At 73.1% G+C, this 16631-nt stretch carries 13 protein-coding genes; 10 read left to right on the forward strand and 3 right to left on the reverse strand.

Going from position 1 to position 16631, the window contains the following annotated elements:
• Nucleotides 1-166 precede the first annotated feature (166 nt).
• Together hydA and ACGFSC_RS15270 are read right to left on the reverse strand one after the other, a co-directional pair.
• The gene (hydA, locus tag ACGFSC_RS15265; RefSeq protein WP_359900481.1) at nucleotides 167-1615 is read right to left on the reverse strand and encodes a dihydropyrimidinase; all 1449 of its coding nucleotides are present in this window, start codon (nucleotides 1613-1615) and stop codon (nucleotides 167-169) included.
• An 11-nt stretch (nucleotides 1616-1626) separates the two neighbouring features.
• Nucleotides 1627-2469 (reverse strand): nitrilase-related carbon-nitrogen hydrolase, encoded by an 843-nt coding sequence (locus ACGFSC_RS15270; protein WP_359900480.1) that lies wholly within the window; start codon nucleotides 2467-2469, stop codon nucleotides 1627-1629.
• Between the two features lie 432 nt (nucleotides 2470-2901).
• Here ACGFSC_RS15270 and ACGFSC_RS15275 point away from each other — a divergent pair, with 432 nt between their 5' ends.
• From ACGFSC_RS15275 to ACGFSC_RS15320, 10 genes are all read left to right on the forward strand, one after another.
• Nucleotides 2902-6147, forward strand: coding sequence for a hypothetical protein (locus tag ACGFSC_RS15275; RefSeq protein ID WP_359900478.1), 3246 nt, complete (start codon nucleotides 2902-2904; stop codon nucleotides 6145-6147).
• Between the two features lie 162 nt (nucleotides 6148-6309).
• Nucleotides 6310-6387, forward strand: a complete 78-nt coding sequence (locus ACGFSC_RS15280) for a putative leader peptide (protein WP_107086570.1) — start codon at nucleotides 6310-6312, stop codon at nucleotides 6385-6387.
• Between the two features lie 196 nt (nucleotides 6388-6583).
• Nucleotides 6584-7294: a cysteine dioxygenase family protein gene (locus ACGFSC_RS15285; protein ID WP_359900476.1), complete on the forward strand. Its 711-nt coding sequence runs from the start codon at nucleotides 6584-6586 to the stop codon at nucleotides 7292-7294.
• Entirely contained in the window at nucleotides 7288-7674 is a 387-nt protein-coding gene (locus tag ACGFSC_RS15290) for a rhodanese-like domain-containing protein (protein WP_359900474.1), read from the forward strand. The genes ACGFSC_RS15285 and ACGFSC_RS15290 overlap by 7 nt, the downstream gene beginning before the upstream one ends.
• Before the next feature lie 214 nt (nucleotides 7675-7888).
• Nucleotides 7889-9094 (forward strand): ATP-binding cassette domain-containing protein, encoded by a 1206-nt coding sequence (locus ACGFSC_RS15295; protein WP_359900472.1) that lies wholly within the window; start codon nucleotides 7889-7891, stop codon nucleotides 9092-9094.
• Nucleotides 9081-9752, forward strand: a complete 672-nt coding sequence (locus ACGFSC_RS15300) for an ABC transporter permease (protein ID WP_359900470.1) — start codon at nucleotides 9081-9083, stop codon at nucleotides 9750-9752. The genes ACGFSC_RS15295 and ACGFSC_RS15300 overlap by 14 nt, the downstream gene beginning before the upstream one ends.
• A complete protein-coding gene (locus ACGFSC_RS15305) occupies nucleotides 9749-10426 on the forward strand; it encodes an ABC transporter permease (protein WP_359900468.1) in 678 nt (225 codons plus the stop codon). The genes ACGFSC_RS15300 and ACGFSC_RS15305 overlap by 4 nt, the downstream gene beginning before the upstream one ends.
• Before the next feature lie 45 nt (nucleotides 10427-10471).
• Nucleotides 10472-11419: an ABC transporter substrate-binding protein gene (locus ACGFSC_RS15310; RefSeq protein ID WP_359900466.1), complete on the forward strand. Its 948-nt coding sequence runs from the start codon at nucleotides 10472-10474 to the stop codon at nucleotides 11417-11419.
• Nucleotides 11420-11665: 246 nt separating this feature from the next.
• Entirely contained in the window at nucleotides 11666-12235 is a 570-nt protein-coding gene (locus tag ACGFSC_RS15315) for a hypothetical protein (RefSeq protein WP_359900464.1), read from the forward strand.
• A gap of 554 nt (nucleotides 12236-12789) precedes the next feature.
• On the forward strand, nucleotides 12790-14847 hold the full coding sequence (locus tag ACGFSC_RS15320) for a glycosyl hydrolase family 18 protein (RefSeq protein WP_359900462.1): 2058 nt from the start codon (nucleotides 12790-12792) through the stop codon (nucleotides 14845-14847).
• Nucleotides 14848-15001: 154 nt separating this feature from the next.
• On the opposite strand, the gene ACGFSC_RS15325 is transcribed toward ACGFSC_RS15320, so the two are convergent.
• Complete coding sequence (locus tag ACGFSC_RS15325) at nucleotides 15002-16336, reverse strand: multidrug effflux MFS transporter (RefSeq protein ID WP_359900460.1); 1335 nt, start codon at nucleotides 16334-16336, stop codon at nucleotides 15002-15004.
• Between the last annotated feature and the right edge of the window lie 295 nt (nucleotides 16337-16631).

The following is a 16631-nucleotide window of genomic DNA, read 5'->3' on the forward strand; positions in this document are numbered from 1 at the left end:
GGCTCCAGGTAAGGGTTCTGCCCGCCGCCGACCGGCCACCGACCGGATCGGAGCGGCGGGCGGACAGCGGTCGGACGGCGAGCGGTGGAACGGCGAGCAGCGGAACGGCGAGCAGGCGGCGCCAGGTGACGCCGCACGGCGGGAGGGGCGGGAAGCGGGAGAGGGCTCAGACCAGGTACTGGCAGGTGTCCCGGCGCAGGAAGGCGCCGTGGCCGGCCCGGCCGAGCCAGGCGCCGTCGTCCAGCACGACGGTGCCGCGCGACATCACCGTCCTTGCCCGGCCGGTGAGTCGGCGGCCCTCGTAGGCCGAGTAGTCCACGTTCATGTGGTGGGTCGCGGCGGAGACGGTCTGCACCGCGGTGGGGTCGTAGACCACCAGGTCGGCGTCGGCGCCCGGGGCGATCGTGCCCTTGCGCGGGTGCAGGCCGAACATCCGGGCCGGGGTGGTGCAGGCGATCTCGACCCAGCGGCGCCGGCTGATGTGCCCGTCCACCACGGCCTGGTGGAGCAGGTCCATCCGGTTCTCGACGCCGGGCAGGCCGTTGGGGATCTTCGAGAAGTCGCCCCGGCCCAGCTCCTTCTGGCCGACGAAGCAGAACGGGCAGTGGTCGGTGGAGACCACCTGGAGGTCGTTGGTGCGCAGCCCGCGCCAGAGCGCCTCCTGGTGTTCGCGCGGCCTGAGCGGCGTGCTGCACACGTACTTGGCGCCCTCGAAGCCGTCGGCGCCCTCCTCGGCGAGGTTGTCGGTGGAGAGGAAGAGGTACTGCGGGCAGGTCTCGCCGAAGACGTTGAGGCCGGTGTCCCTGGCCTGGGCGATTTCGGCGAGCGCGGCGGCGGCGGAGACGTGCACCACGTAGAGCGGGCTGCCGGCCACCTGGGCGAGCTTGATCGCCCGGTGGGTGGCCTCCGCCTCCAGCAGTTCGCGGCGGACCTCGCCGTGGTAGCGGGGGGCGGTCCTCCCGGCGGCGAGCGCCTGCTCGACCAGGACGTCGATGGCGATGCCGTTCTCCGCGTGCATCATGATCAGCCCGCCGTTGGCGGCGCCGCGCTGCATGGCGCGCAGGATGCGGCCGTCGTCGCTGTAGAAGACGCCGGGGTAGGCCATGAAGAGCTTGAAGGAGGTGGACTCGCCGGAGTCCACGAGGGCGTCCATCTCCTTCAGCACGGCGTCGTTGACGTCGGAGACGATGGTGTGGAAGGCGTAGTCGATCGCGCAGTTGCCCTCGGCCTTGGCGTGCCAGGCGTCCAGGCCCTCGCGCAGCGAGCCGCCGACCGGCTGGACGGCGAAGTCCACGATGGTGGTGGTGCCGCCCCAGGCGGCGGCCCGGGTGCCGGTCTCGAAGGTGTCGGAGGCCGCGGTGCCGCCGAACGGCAGTTCCATGTGGGTGTGGGCGTCGACGCCCCCCGGGATGACGTAGTGGCCGGTGGCGTCGATGACGGTGTCGGCGGTCCAGGCCCCGGCGGCGGAGCTGCCGGTGGCGGCGAGGGCGGCGATGCGCTCGCCCTCGATCAGGACGTCGGCGTGGACCTCCTCGGTCGCGGTGATGACGAGGCCGCCGCGGACGACGGTGCGCTGGTGCGGGTCGCGGGCGGCCCGCACGTCGTTGGTGGTCATCGCGCTGCTCCTCACGCCTCGGCGAGCGGTCCGTAGGCGTCGGGCCTGCGGTCGCGGTAGAACGCCCACTGCTGGCGGACCTGCTCGATCAGGCCGAGGTCGAGGTCGCGGACGACGAGTTCCTCCTCCTTGTCGGAGGCGACGTCGCCGACGAACTGGCCGCGCGGGTCCACGAAGTAGGAGGTGCCGTAGAAGTCGTTGTCGCCGTACTCCTCGGTGCCGACGCGGTTGATCGCGGCGACGAAGTACTCGTTGGCGACGGCGGCGGCGGGCTGTTCGAGCTGCCAGAGGTAGGCGGACAGGCCGCGGCTGGTGGCCGAGGGGTTGTAGACGATCTGCGCGCCGGCCAGGCCCAGGGCGCGCCAGCCCTCGGGGAAGTGGCGGTCGTAGCAGATGTACACGCCGACCTTGCCGACGGCGGTGTCGAACACGGGCCAACCGAGGTTGCCGGGCTTGAAGTAGTACTTCTCCCAGAAGCCCTTGACCTGCGGGATGTGGTGCTTGCGGTACTTGCCGAGGTAACTGCCGTCGGCGTCGATGACGGCGGCGGTGTTGTAGTAGACGCCGGGCTGCTCCTCCTCGTAGACCGGGACGACCATCACCAGCCCGAGTTCGCGGGCGAGTTCCCGCATCCGACGCACGGTCGGGCCGTCGGGAACGGCCTCGGCCCAGCGGTAGTGCTCGGCCTCCTGGACCTGACAGAAGTACGGGGAGTTGAAGACCTCCTGAAAGCCGATGATCTTCGCGCCCTGGGCGGCGGCCTCGCGGGCGTACCGCTCGTGGAGCGCGATCATGCTCTCCTGGTCGCCGGTCCAGCGGGTCTGGACGAGCGCGGCACGGACGATCTGCGACATGGGTACCTCCGCAACTCCGCGGTCCGGCCGTGCGGTCGGGCCCGCGGTCTGAGGGTTGACGGGGCGGGTCTGACCCGCGGTTCCGCTCGGGGAACCACAGGGTCTACGTGCGTAGAAAGCGATCTGTAGACGGTAGGCCCGGCCTCGGTGGCCTGACAATACGTTGACGGAAACGCGTCTGGGGAGATCTTGTTGCGCGGACACGCGGGTGGTCCCGGGTGCGATGAAAAGACGATCTACCCCGAGAGTCGCCTCCTTACTCGTTCGAGTGAAACCGAACGCCCGGGGTGCGCACATGGCGATGGCCGGGTAAGAGCCGCGTGAACTTCGCTGTGGATCGCGATGGACCGTCAGTCCTCGCTGGTTTCATACGAGTTCGACGGCTCGGTCACGGGGGATCGAGGCGACCGAGCGGGGGTGACGATGACGGTGGTGCGGAATTCCGCGGCGGAAACGGCGGAAAGTGCGGGAGCAGCAGGCACCGCGGGAGGCGAGGCGGGAGGCGCGGCCGGAGGCACGGTTCCGGCCGGTACGGCGGCGGGCGGAAGCCCCGCGGCTCGGTCGCCCGCACTGCCCGCCTGGGCCGGCCTGCTGCTCGCCCTCGGCGCACTGGTCCCGGTCGTCCTCGGCGGGCTGCTGTTCCGGCACCTGGCACCGCAGGTACAGGACGTCGCCCTCCAACTGGCCGGTTCCCGTGCGGCCGCCGAGGCGGTGGTCGGGGGACGCGTCGCGGACCACCTGGCCGCACTGCGCGCCGACGGCTGGCTGATCGGCGGCTACGCGCTGACGCTGCTCGCCACCGCACTGCTCGGTGGGTACCTGCTCGGACCGGCACGCCGACGGCTGCCGGCGCTCGCGGTCGGCGGCGCCGGACTGCTGGCGGCCTGCTGCGACCTCGGCGAGGACGCGTTGCTGCGCGCGGGGCTCGACGGCCTCCGCCCCGGCGCGGGCGGCTCCGGCACCCCCTCCGACACCCCCTTCGCCGCCGCCACCGCGCTCGCCACCGTCAAATGGCTGCTGCTCCTGCCCGCCGGGGCGGTCGCGGCAGGACTCCTGGTGGTGACCGCCACCCGCGCCGTACGCGGGCTCCGACCGGCGCGGGCGAGCGCGAAGGCCCACGGCACCGACTCCCCCGAGCGCCCGGCGCTGATCCCGCCCTGGCCGATCGCCACCCGGCACGGCGCCCCACCGGCCGCCGCCGCGTCTCCGGACGCCCACGGCCCGCCGGGCGCCCGGGACACCCCGGTCCGGCACGCCCGCTGGCGCGACGCCGCCCGGGTGCCGCCCGGCCGCGAACCCGCCGAACTCGGCTTCTGCGCCTCCGGCGGCGGCATCCGCTCGGCCTGCGTCACCCTCGGCGCGCTCCAGTCGCTGCGGCCCTGGCTGAAACGGGCCCGCTACCTCGTCTCCGTCTCGGGCGGTGGCTACACCGTCGGCGCGCTCCAGCTCGCGCTCAGCGACTCGGCACCCGGCAGTCCCGTGCACGCCGCCTCGGGCCTGACGGCCGACACCGTGATGGAACCCGGCTCCCCCGAGGAGGACCACCTCCGCCGGCACGGCAAGTACGTCGCCGACGGCGCCGGCGAGTGGCTGGTCGCCCTCGGGACGCTGCTGCGTGGCGTCCTGTCCGCGCTCACCCTGCTGCTGGCCGCCGTCCTGACGCTCGGCCTCGGGCTCAGCCGCTGCTACCGGGCCGTGCCGCTCACCGACCTGAGCCAGCTGGCGGCCGCCGGGCTGCGCCACACCGATGCCGTACCCGGCCCGTTGGAGTTCCGGGTGCCCGCGCTCGCCGCCCTCGGCGTGCTGCTGGCCACGGCCGCCGGGTGCTGGCTGCTCTGGCTGCTGGCCTTCCCGTCGCTCGGCTGGCAGACGCTGCTGCCGCGCGCCCTGCGCCGGGCCAACCTCGGCCTCCTCGGGCTGGCCGCCCTGCTGGCCGTCGGGGTGCTGGCGGTGCCGGAGCTGGCCTGGGGCGCGGTGCGGCTGCAGCAGGCGCTGGCGGCCGGGCCGCAGCTGACCGGCGCGGGTCTCGGCCTGACCGTGGCGCTCAGCTACCTGGCGCTGCTGCTCGGCATACTCTGGCGCGACCGCCGGTCGCCCGGCCGGGGTGCCACCCCACCGGGCACGGCGGGCACGGCGGACGGCGGCACCGGTCACGGCGCGGGCCGTCCCCGCGACGGTCGTGCCGCCGGCCTGCCCCGGACCCTCGTGGTGTGGTCCGCCCTCCTGGCGCTGACGGCCGGTGCGCTGCTGGCCCTCGGCTGGGCGGTCGCCACCGGGTACGCCTGGCCGACCGCCGTCCAGGTGCTGCTGCCGCTGCTGCTCGGCGCGGTCGGGCTGAACCTCGACCAGACCTGGATGAGCCTGCACCCGTTCTACCGGTTGCGACTGGCCTCGGCGTTCGCGGTCCGGCGCGCCACCGAGAGCGGCGGGTCGGTGGCCCGCCCGTACCACTTCTTCCGGGAGCAGACCTGGCTGAGCCACTACGGCGCCCGGCGCCCCGACTTCCCCCAGGTGATCTTCTCGGCGGCGGCCAACCTGTCGGGCAACTCCCGTACGCCACCGGGTCGTCCGGCAGTCTCCTTCTCGCTCTCGTACGACTACGTGGGCGGTCCGGACATCGGGTACGCGCGCACCGACCTGCTGGAGCGGCGCACCCGTCCGCACATCGCCCGGGACCTCACCGTGCAGTCGGCGATGGCCGTGTCCGGCGCCGCCTTCTCCTCCGCGATGGGACGGGAATCCCGGGTCCACCAGCGGCTCTTCGCGGTGACCAACGCCCGCCTCGGCACATGGCTGCCCAACCCGGCGGTGCTCGGCCCGGACTGGTCCGGCCCACCGGACTGGCGCCGCCCCGCGCAGCCGGCCGTCCGCCGCCTCCCGTACCAACTGCGGGAGCTGATCGGGCGGTTCCCGGCCGACGACCGCTTCCTGCTCACCACCGACGGCGGCCACTACGAGAACCTCGGGCTGGTCGAGCTGCTGCGGCACCGGGTGGGCACGGCGGTCTGCATCGACGCCAGCGGGGACGCGGGCTACGCCGTCAAGCTGGCCGCCGCGATCACCCTGGCCCGCGAGGAGCTGGGCGTCGTCATCACCCTGCACGAGCCCGAACTGCTGATCCCCGGCAGCGCCGCCGACCGGCCCACCGACCGACCCGCCGGGGGCGGCGGTGCGGACGACGGCGCGGACCATCGCGCGGACCATCGCGCGGACGACGGCGCGAAGGACCGCACGAACGGCCGCGCGGGCCGCCGGCCTCCCTTGCGCGGGCTCGCGGCACAGCTGTCCGCCCGGCTCTCGGCCCGGGCCGTGATCACCGGGGACATCCACTACCCGGACCTGGACGAGGGGCCCGGGGCAGTCCGGCACGGTCGGCTGGTCCTCCTCCAGGCGGTGCTGACCCCCGACATGCCGTACGAGCTGCACGCCTACGCGATGGCGAACCGGGCCTTCCCGAACGACCGCACCAGCGACCAGTGGTTCGACCACCAGCAGTTCGACGCCTACCAGGCACTCGGCCGCCACCTGGGCGAGCAGGCCGCGCCCCTGGTCGAACAGGCACTGGCCGGACCGGCGCCGGGCGCCGGCGGGTCGGTGCCCGCGCAACCGACGGGCGACACCGCGTCGGCGCCGCCCGCCACGGGTCCACCGGTTCCGCGCCACCTGGTCGAGGAATAGAGGCCGAGGAGTGGACGAGGGACGGTCGAGAAGGACGGTCGAGAAGTGCTCGAAGGACGGTCCGACCGGCGGCCGACGGGTCCGCCCGGCACCGGCAACGGACGGCGGCGGGCCGTCGGCTCGGCTTGACTTCGTCCGGTTCGCTCGGGAAAGATCCGGCGCATGGACTCCGGCGCCACTCTGGTCTGCCGCCTGCACGTCGATCTGCGACGCCAGGCGAGTTCCATCTGTGCCTGTTGACCTTGCTCTCCCCCGCCGGTCCCGCCCTGTGACGTCCGCCAGGTCCCGCGCCGCGCACCCGCACCCGCAGTTCTGACTCCTGCCCCGCCCCGGCGCACCCGTTCGTGCCGAGCCGCTCCGTCGGCCCGCGCCCGTCCGACGCCACCGGACGCCGGGCGCTTCCCGCCGACGTTCCCGCCGCACCCGAGGACGCCCCATGAGCCCGAGCCCGAGCATCAGCCGCCGCACCCGCCCGACCACCGGCCCCGAAGCCGACATCGACACCGGCTCCGACACCCGCACCGCCACCGGCACCGGCACCGGCACCGGCACCGACGCCGACGCCGTTGCCATCACCACCGCCGGCATCACCACCGCCGACACCGTCGGCACAACCACCGCCGGCGGCTCCGCGAGCCCGGCGAGCGCCCCCGAGCCACCACCACCGCCGCCGCCCGCCGGGGACACCCCCGCGCCGCTCACCCCCAGCACCCTGCGGACCATCGTCCGCGAGCTGGCCGAGCGGCCCGACGAGTGGATCCACCACGTCCGCCTCTCCACCGAGGAGCGCTGGTACCGCCGCCTGGCGGCCGACGAGGACCACGAGGTGTGGCTGATCAGTTGGCTGCCCGGCCAGTCCACCGGCTTCCACGACCACGGCGGCTCGCGCGGCGCCTTCACCGTCGCCCTCGGCGAGTTGGAGGAGCTGTCCCTCGGCGGCCCGGAGCAGGGCCTGCTGATCCGGCGGATCCCGGCCGGCACCGCCCGCGCCTTCGGCCCCGAGTACGTGCACGACGTGCGCAACACCGCCGTCGGCCCTGCCGTCACCCTGCACGCCTACTCGCCGCCGCTGAGCTCGATGGCGCACTACGACCTGCGGGCCGGCGGGCTCGTCCGCACCTCCGAGGAAGGACCGGAACAATGGTGACCACGATCGACGACCTGGTGGAGCGGGCCCGGCAGGGCGTGCACCGGCCGCGCGCCCGCGAGGCCTACCAGGCCCAGTTGGACGGCGCGCTGCTGGTGGACATCCGTCCGGCGGCGCAGCGGGCGGCCGAGGGGGAGATCCCCGGCTCGCTGATCATCGAGCGCAATGTGCTGGAGTGGCGGCTCGATCCGACGGGCAGTCACCGGATCCCCGAGGCCTCGGGCTACGACGTCGAGGTGATCGTGGTCTGCTCCGAGGGCTACGCCTCCAGCCTGGCCGCCGCTTCCCTGCGCGAGCTGGGGCTGCACCGGGCGACCGACCTGGACGGCGGTTTCGTGGGCTGGGCGGCCTCCGGTCTGCCGACCCGTCAGGGCGGCTGAGGTCGCGGTCACACCGCGTGCCGGGCGGTAAATCAAGGACAGGAGATGATGCAGGTCATAGTCTGATCAGAGTTTCCGCCGGTCCAAAGCTGGGCAGCCACGCGGGCGGAAGTACGCCCGGGCGCTTGAAACCGCCGTCACCGAACGACCCGACCGAACGACCGAACGACCCAGGCGCCGCCTCCCCGGGGCGCCCTGACGAGGAAACTCCCACGTGATCAGATTCGAGGGCGCCGGAAAGCGCCACCCCGACGGCACCGTCGCGGTCGAGGGCCTGGACCTGGAGGTCCCGACCGGTCGGATAACCGTCCTGGTCGGCCCGTCCGGCTGCGGAAAGACCACCCTGCTGCGCATGGTCAACCGAATGGTCGAGCCCACCTCGGGCCGGGTCCTGCTGGACGACACGGACGTCGCGAAGCTGGAACCCGCCAAGCTGCGCCGTGGCATCGGGTACGTGATCCAGCAGGCCGGGCTCTTCCCGCACCGCAAGGTGATCGACAACATCGCCACCGTCCCCTACCTGCTCGGCTGGGACCGCAAGAAGGCCCGCGCCCGCGCCGCCGAACTGCTCGAACTGGTCGGACTCGCACCGGAGACCGCCAAGCGGTACCCGTTCCAGCTGTCCGGCGGCCAGCAGCAGCGGGTCGGCGTGGCGCGGGCGCTGGCCGCCGACCCGCCGGTGCTGCTGATGGACGAACCGTTCAGCGCGGTCGACCCGGTGGTACGGGCCGGGCTCCAGGAGGAGTTGCTGCGGCTCCAGTCCGAGCTGCACAAGACGGTGCTGTTCGTCACCCATGACATCGAGGAGGCCGTCCGGCTCGGCGACCAGGTGGTGGTGCTCCGCGAGCGCGGACGGATCGCCCAGCTGGCCGACCCGCACACCCTGCTCACCACCCCCGCCGACGAGGGCGTGGCCGCCTTCCTCGGACGCGACCGGGGCCTGCGCGGCCTCGGCCTGCGCTCCGCCCGGGCCGTCGAGCTCCGCCCGGTGGGCGACGGACTCCGCTACGGGGGCTGGGAGTTGGCCCTGGACGACGAGCGCCGTCCGATCGGCTGGATCGACCGCGACGCCGTCGTCGCCGAACTCCAGCCGACGGCCGGCTTCCACCCGGACACCGACACCCTGCGCACCGCGCTGGACGCCGCCGTCCTCTCCCCCGCCGGGGTCGCCGTGGCGCTGGACGCCGACGGCCGGGTCACCGGCACCGCGAGCCGCGAGGCCGTCCTCGCCGCGCTGCGGCCCGACGCCTCCGGCTCGCCGCCCGCCGATGCCCCCGTCCGCATCGACAAGTCCCCGATCGCCGGAAGCCACGCGAGCGACACGGGCGGCACGGGCGGCACGGGCGGCACGGGCGGCACGAGTGGCACCGGCCTCACGGACGGCACGGACGGCACGGACGGAGCCGATGGTGGACGATGAACCGATCGTCCGCTGGTACTGGATCGGCGATCACCTCGGCTACCTCGGCCACCTGCTCGCCGACCACGCCGTGATCGCCCTCGTCCCCGTGCTCATCGGCCTGCTGCTGGCCGTCCCGCTCGGCCTGGCCTGCGCCCGCTACCCCCGGCTGTACCAGCCGCTGTCCGCCGTGTTCAACATCGTCTACGCGCTGCCCTCGCTGGCCGTGTTCGTGGTGCTGATCCCGTACACCGGCCTCGCCACCCAGGCGACCGTGATGATCCCGCTGACCTTCTACGCCCTCGCCGTGCTGCTGCCGACCACCGTGGACGGACTGCGCGCCGTCCCGGACGCCGTCCGGCAGGCCGCGACCGCGATGGGGTACGGGCCGTGGCACCGGCTGACCTCGGTCGAGCTGCCCGCCGCCGTGCCGTACCTGATCGCCGGACTGCGGGTCGCCGCGGTGTCCAGCATCTCGCTGGCGAGCGTGGGTGCGCTGGTCGGCCGCGGCGGGCTCGGCTACCTGTTCGTCGACGGCTTCCAGCGCACCTTCCCGACCCCGATCGTGGCCGGCATCGCGCTGATCGCCGTCCTGGCACTGGCCGTCGACCTGCTGCTGGTCACCGCCCGGCGGCTGCTCGCGCCCTGGGCCGTCCGGGAGAAGGGAGCCGGCTCGTGAACTGGCTGAACTGGCTGGGCGACTTCTTCACCGCCCCGGACCACCTCAGCGGGCCGGACTCGATCGCGCACCGGGTCGCCGAGCACCTGCTGCTCTCCGGCGAGGCCCTGCTGTGCGCGACGCTGCTCGCCGTCCCGCTCGGGCTGTTGATCGGCTACACCGGGCGCGGCGTCACCGTGGTGACCGCGTTCGCGGGCGCCGCCCGCGCCCTGCCCACCCTCGGCCTGGTGACGCTGGCCGTGCTGCTCGCCGGGGTCGGCGACACCGCCGTGCTGATCCCGCTGGTCGCCCTCGCCGCGCCGCCGTTGCTGGTGGCCGCCGTCGAGGGGGTGCGCGGCACCGACCCGGACGTCCGGGACGCCGCCCGCGGCATCGGGCTGACCCACCCCCAGGTGCTGCGGCAGGTCTGCCTGCCCTCGGCCGCGCCGACCCTACTGGCCGGCTTCCGCACGGCGACCGTGCAGGTGATCGCGACCGCCACGGTGGCCGCCTACGTCGGTCTGGGCGGCCTCGGCCGCTACGTCATCGACGGGCTGGCGACCCGCCAGTACGCCGTGACCGTGGGCGGCGCGCTGCTGGTGGTGCTGCTCGCGGTCGCCGCCCAGCTGTTCTTCGCCCTGCTCGCCCGGTTCGCGCTCCCGCCCGGGGTGCGCGCCCAGCAGCGGCCCCACTGACGTCCGTCTCCCCTCACCTCCCGTTCCGGAAGGACATTTGTCATCATGTCGACAATCAACCGAAGCCGTCGCGCCGTCGTCCTCGGCACCCTCGCCGCGCTCGCCCTCGGCGCCACCGCCTGCGGATCCTCCGGCGGGGACCCGCTCGGCGGGGGGTCGAGCGCCTCGGCCCCGGCAGGCGGCTCGGGTGGCTCAGGCGGCTCAGGGTCGACGGTCGTGGTCGGCTCGGCCAACTTCCCGGAGAACGTCCTGCTCGGGTCGATCTACTCGCAGGCGCTCAAGGCCAAGGGCGTCAAGGTCCAGGAGAAGTTCAACATCGGCAGCCGCGAGGTGCTCTACGGACAGCTGCAGAGCGGCAACCTGACCGTCCTGCCGGAGTACAACGGCTCGCTGCTCGCCTACCTGGACCCCAAGTCCACCGCCGCCACCACCCAGGACGTGAACACGGCGCTCACCACGACGCTGCCCGCCTCGCTGGGCCTCCTCGAATCGTCCCCGGCCGAGGACAAGGACTCGCTCAGCGTCACCCAGGAGACGGCCGACAAGGACAACCTCAAGAGCATCGCCGACCTCGCCGCCAAGGCCGGCGAGTTCACCATCGGCGGGCCGCCGGAGTTCAAGAACCGTCGCGAGCAGCAGCTCAAGGACGTCTACGGACTGACCTTCAAGGAGTGGAAGCCCACCGCCGACACCACCGCGAACGCGCTCAAGGACGGCAACATCCAGGTCGGCAACGTGTTCACCACCGACCCGAAGATCGCTCAGTACAAGCTCGTCCCGCTGGCCGATCCGAAGAACATCTTCGGCGCGCAGAACGTCACCCCGCTGGTCTACAAGGCGGGCGTGGACGCGACCGCGACGGCGGCGCTCAACGCGGTGTCGGCCAAGCTCGACACCGCCGGGCTGGTGGCTCTGATGAAGCGCGTTTCGGTGGACAAGGAGGACCCGTCGGCGGTCGCCAAGGATTGGCTGAAGTCCAACGGGCTCGGCTGACGGCGGTCCGGCACGGACGCCCCCGGACGCCCGTGCATGCCCGCGGACGCTCGTGGATACCTGCTGACGCCCGCAGACGCCCGCGGATACCTGCGGACGCCCGCGGACGCCCGCGGACGCCCGCGGATCATGAACGCGGCGGCCCGGAGGAGTTTCCTCCGGGCCGCCGCCCGCCGTTCCGGCGATCCTCCTGAGCCACCGGAGACACCTTCCCTTCCATGCCGCGAACATGACACTCTGGGCGCCATGCGCACTCGTCTCCTCGCCGCCACCCTCACGGCACTCGCCGCGGTGAGCCTCGCAGCCTGCTCCAGCTCCGGATCGGGCTCGGGCTCGGACAAGGCCACCTCCGCGGCCGGCTCCCCCACCGCCTCCGCCGCATCGACCCCCGCGCCCTCCGACGCCGCCACCACACCGGCGGCTCCCGCGCCCGGCTCGGCCACCCCCACGGCCGACGGCGCCACCGGCGCTCCCGCCCCCGACGCCGGCGCCTCGGGAGCCCCCGCACCGGCCAAGCCCGCCCCGCCCACCGACGCCGGGCTGCCCGCCAAGCCGGGCACCGACCTGGCGACCAAGCTGGTGTCCGCGCTGGACGCGATCGACCCGGCGATCGTCGGCGGCAAGCCGGACCAGGCCGTGGACCGGGCGCGCAACCAGTGCCAGTCGATGTACCAGTTCCCCAAGGACAAGCAGAAGCTGGTCGACCTGGCCAACCAGCGCTTCACCTCCGCCGACCACCCGCAGGGCTTCGGCCCGGACACCGCCGCGAAGATCAACGAGGCGCTGCTCGCCACGCTCTGCCCGCCGTCCCGCTGACTCCGGCCACTGATCCTGGTCCAAGCCACCGATCCGGGCCGACAGGTCCACGGATCCGCGACACCATGAACCGCCCGGTGTCCTGAGCGCCGGGCTGCCGTGGCCGCGCCCCCTTCCGGGTGCGCGGCCACGGTCTTCTCGTTACGGGGCCTCTCGCCGACACCGGCACCGACCCCAGCACCGGCACCGGCACCGGCCCCCTCCCACCCCCTTTCATCACGCGGACCGTGTGCTGACGAACTGTTAGGTCTCTTGACAGACCAGTGGTCTAGTCCAAACATAAGCATGTCGATCCGACCGGGATGCACTGTGGGGGTGTGACCACCGGCGGCTGAGGCACTGCCCTGCCATGCTCCACTCCACCCCCGCTCCGTACGGCACGCATGCGCACGCCGCCCGCGTCCGCGCGAGTCGGTGGGCGTTCGCACGCCCGCACGCCCGCACTCCCGATACCCGCCCCGGTCCCGGGATCGCGGCCGACCTCACTCGGCCGCCCCGCCCGGACCGACCGCACCTCCCCAACGTCCTGCCCCACCAAGTCTGTTGGAGAATCCATGCGCCTTCGCAGAACAGTCCAGGCCGTGTTGACGGCCTGCGCCACACTCGCCGCCTCGGCCGGCCTGGTCGCCGCCGGGACGAGCTCCGCCCAGGCCGCCACCCCGCTCCCCAGCCGGGTCTTCGCCCCCTACTTCGAGTCCTGGACCGGCCAGAGCCCGGCCCAGCTGGCCGCCCAGTCCGGCGCCAAGCACCTGACCATGGCGTTCCTCCAGGCCGCCACCAAGGGCTCCTGCACGCCGTACTGGAACGGCGACACCTCCAAGCCGGTGTCCTCCTCCACCTTCGGCGCCGACATCGCGACCATCCGCGCCAACGGCGGGGACGTGATCCCGTCCTTCGGCGGCTACACCGCCGACAACACCGGCACCGAGCTGGCCGACAGCTGCACCGACGTCAACCAGATCGCGGCCGCTTTCGAGAACGTGATCACCACCTACGACGTCAGCCGGATCGACCTCGACATCGAGGACAACTCGCTCACCAACAGCGGCGGGATCGACCGCCGCAACAAGGCGATCAAGCTCGTCCAGGACTGGGCGGCCACCAAGGGCCGGACCATCCAGTTCTCCTACACGCTGCCGACCACCCCCTCCGGACTGGCCGACAGCGGCCTCGCGGTGCTGCGGAACGCGGTCAGCAACAACGCGCGGATCGACGTCGTCAACATGATGACCTTCGACTACTACGACAACGCCACCCACGACATGGCGGCCGACACCCAGACCTCCGCGCAGGGCCTCTACAACCAGCTCGCCAAGCTCTACCCGTCCAAGACCCCCGCCCAGCTGTGGGGTTCGATCGGGATCATCGAGATGATCGGTGTCGACGACTTCGGCCCGGCCGAGACCTTCACCCTGGCCAACGCCAACACCGTGTACAACTGGGCGGTCGCCAAGGGCATCAACACGCTGTCCTTCTGGGCGCTCCAGCGCGACAACGGCGGCTGCCCGGGAACGGCCGGGAACGACAACTGCTCCGGGATCACCCAGAACACCTGGGACTTCAGCCACATCTTCGCGCCGTTCACCAGCGGCTCGACGGTGAACAACGACTTCTCGGTGTCGGTCAGCCCGAACTCCGCCACCGTCGCCGCCGGTTCGTCCACCTCGGCGACCGTCGCGACGGCCGTGACGGCGGGCTCGGCGCAGAGCGTCAACCTCACGGTCAGCGGAGCCCCGGCCGGCGTCACCGCCACCGTCACCCCCGGCAGCGTCACCGCCGGCAACAGCGCCACGCTCAACATCAGCACCATCTCCGGCGTGACGCCCGGGAGTTACCCGATCACGGTAACCGGCTCGGCGGCCTCCGGCAGCCACACCGGCACCTTCACCCTGAACGTCACCGGCACCCAGCCCGGCAACGACTTCTCGGTCGCCGTGAACCCGAACTCCGGTACGGTCGCGGTCGGTTCGTCCACCTCCGCCACCATCACGACGGCGACCACCGCAGGCTCGGCGCAGACCGTCAACTTCTCGGTCATCAGCGTCCCGACCATCGGCATCAACGCCACCGTCACTCCTGGCAGCGTCACCACCGGCAACAGCGCGACGCTCAACATCAGCACCACCTCGGCCGCGACTCCGGGCACCTACCAGCTCGGCGTCACCGCCACCGGCCCCTCCGGCAGCCACACCGCGGCCTACACCCTGACCATCACCGGGGCCGGCCCGACGACCGGCCTGGTCAACGGTGACCTGGAGAGCGGCAGCCTGACCCCGTGGACCTGCCAGAGCGGCGGCGCCGTGGTCTCCACCCCGGTCCACTCCGGCGCCAAGGCGCTCCAGGCGGCGGCCACCGCCGGCCAGACCGGCGAGTGCTCGCAGACCGTCACCCTGAAGCCCAACACCAGCTACACCCTGAGCGGCTGGGTGCAGGGCAACTACGCCTACGTCGGCGTCAGCGGCGGCGCCACCGCCAGCGCCTGGACCAGCTCCTCCGGCTGGACCAAGCTGTCCGTCCCCTTCACCACCGGCGCCAACGGCACCGTCACCGTGTACCTGCACGGCTGGTACGGCCAGGGCAACGCGTACGGGGACGACTTCTCCATCGCCTGAGTCCGCTTCGGGTGACGAATGACGGATGACAGCTGACAGATTTCATTTTCTGTCAGCTGTCATCCGTCTTCTGTTCGCTGATCCCTGTTACCTGTTCGCTGTTATCTGTTCCCTGTCGTCCGTTCGTCGGCGTCCGTTCGCCGCTGTTCGCCCGTCAGCCGCCCGCCGCCCGCATCCGCTCCGGCCGGCACAGCGCCAGGTACGCCACCGTCGCCAGCACCCCGCAGACCAGGACCACCAGCGCCAGCAGCACGGCGGACGGCCGACCGCCGAGGCTGCTCAGCGGTGCGACCACCGCACCGCACAGGAAGTTGCCCGTCCCCAGCAGGGCCGACGCCGTGCCCGCCACCTGCGGCTCGACCAGGCCGAGCGCCTGGGCGGCGGTGTTCGGCAGCAGTACCCCGAGGCTGCCCATCATCACGAACAGCGGCGGGCAGAACCCGGCCAGCCCGAAGTCCCACACCGTCGTCAGCAGCACCAGCGCCGCCCCGGCGGCGACCGCCGCCGCGAGGCTGCCCAGCATCAGCGCCCGCTGGGTGAAGCGCGGCGCCAGCACCCGTCCGTTCACCTGGGTCATCACCACGATCGAGAACGAGTTCAGCCCGAACAGCAGGCTGTAGGTCTGCGGCGAGACCTGGTACACGTCCTGGAGGACCGTCGACGATCCGCTGATGTAGCCGAAGAGCGCCCCGAAGGCGAGGGAGCTGGTCAGCGCCAGCCCGAGGAACGGCAGGTTGCGCAGCAGCCTCCCCATCGTCCGCAGGGCCGCACCGACCCCGCCGCGGTCCCGGGTCTCCGGCGGCAGCGTCTCCCGCAGCACGCCGAACGAGACCAGGGTGAGCAGCAGTCCGAGGGCCGTGAGCACGCCGAAGGTGCCGCGCCACGAGGTGAACCGCATCAGCTGCGCACCGATGATCGGGGCGAGGATCGGCGCCAGCCCGGATATCAGGGCGATCGAGGCGAGGAAGCGCAGCAGTGCCACGCCCTGGAAGCGGTCCCGGGAGACGGCGCGCCCGATCACCAGCCCGGCGGAGCCGGCCGCGCCCTGGACGAAGCGGCCGACGATCAGCACCGTCAGGTTCGGCGCGAACACGCACGCCACACTGGCCAGGGTGTAGAGGACGAGCCCCGCGAGCAGCGGCCGACGGCGCCCGTAGCGGTCGCTGAGCGGCCCGAAGAGCAGCTGACCGGCCGCGACCCCGAGCATCGAGAAGGTCAGGGTGAGCTGGACGGCGGCCGGCTGGGCGACCAGGTCGTCGGCGATCGCGGGCAGGCCCGGGAGGTAGAGGTCGGTGGTGAGCGGGCCGAGCGCGGCGATCCCGCCGAGGGCGGCGATCACGGCCCAGCCGGGCCGGGCCCGGCCGGTGGCGGGGGCCGGGGCCGGGGCCGGAGCCGGGGCGGCAAGGGACGCGGGGTCGGGAGTGGTGGCGGGTGCGGGAGCGGCAGCGGTCGACGTGTCGTCGGTGGGGCCGACGGTCGGGCCGGGCATGGTTCTCCTTACGGACGGGTGACGCGGGGTTCGTTCGCGCTCCGTCCTATCGCAGCCCGGGCCGGTTCCGACAGCGGGGGTGGACGCTGTTCGGCCGTGGGGGTGCGTCCGGCGGTCGCCCCGCGGCCCGGCCCGGCCCGCACACGACGACGGCCCGCCCGCACCTTCCGGTGCCCGGCGGGCCGTTCCGTTCCGCTCCGCTCCCCGGGCCGGAGGTGGCCGGGAGGAGTCCTCGGCAGTGCTCGGGAGGGCCGGCGCCCGGCCGGCGGGCGGCCCCCCGGGGCCGGTCGCCGGA

The organism is Kitasatospora sp. NPDC048715 (assembly GCF_043198905.1).
Taxonomy (GTDB): domain Bacteria; phylum Actinomycetota; class Actinomycetes; order Streptomycetales; family Streptomycetaceae; genus Kitasatospora; species Kitasatospora lactacystinica.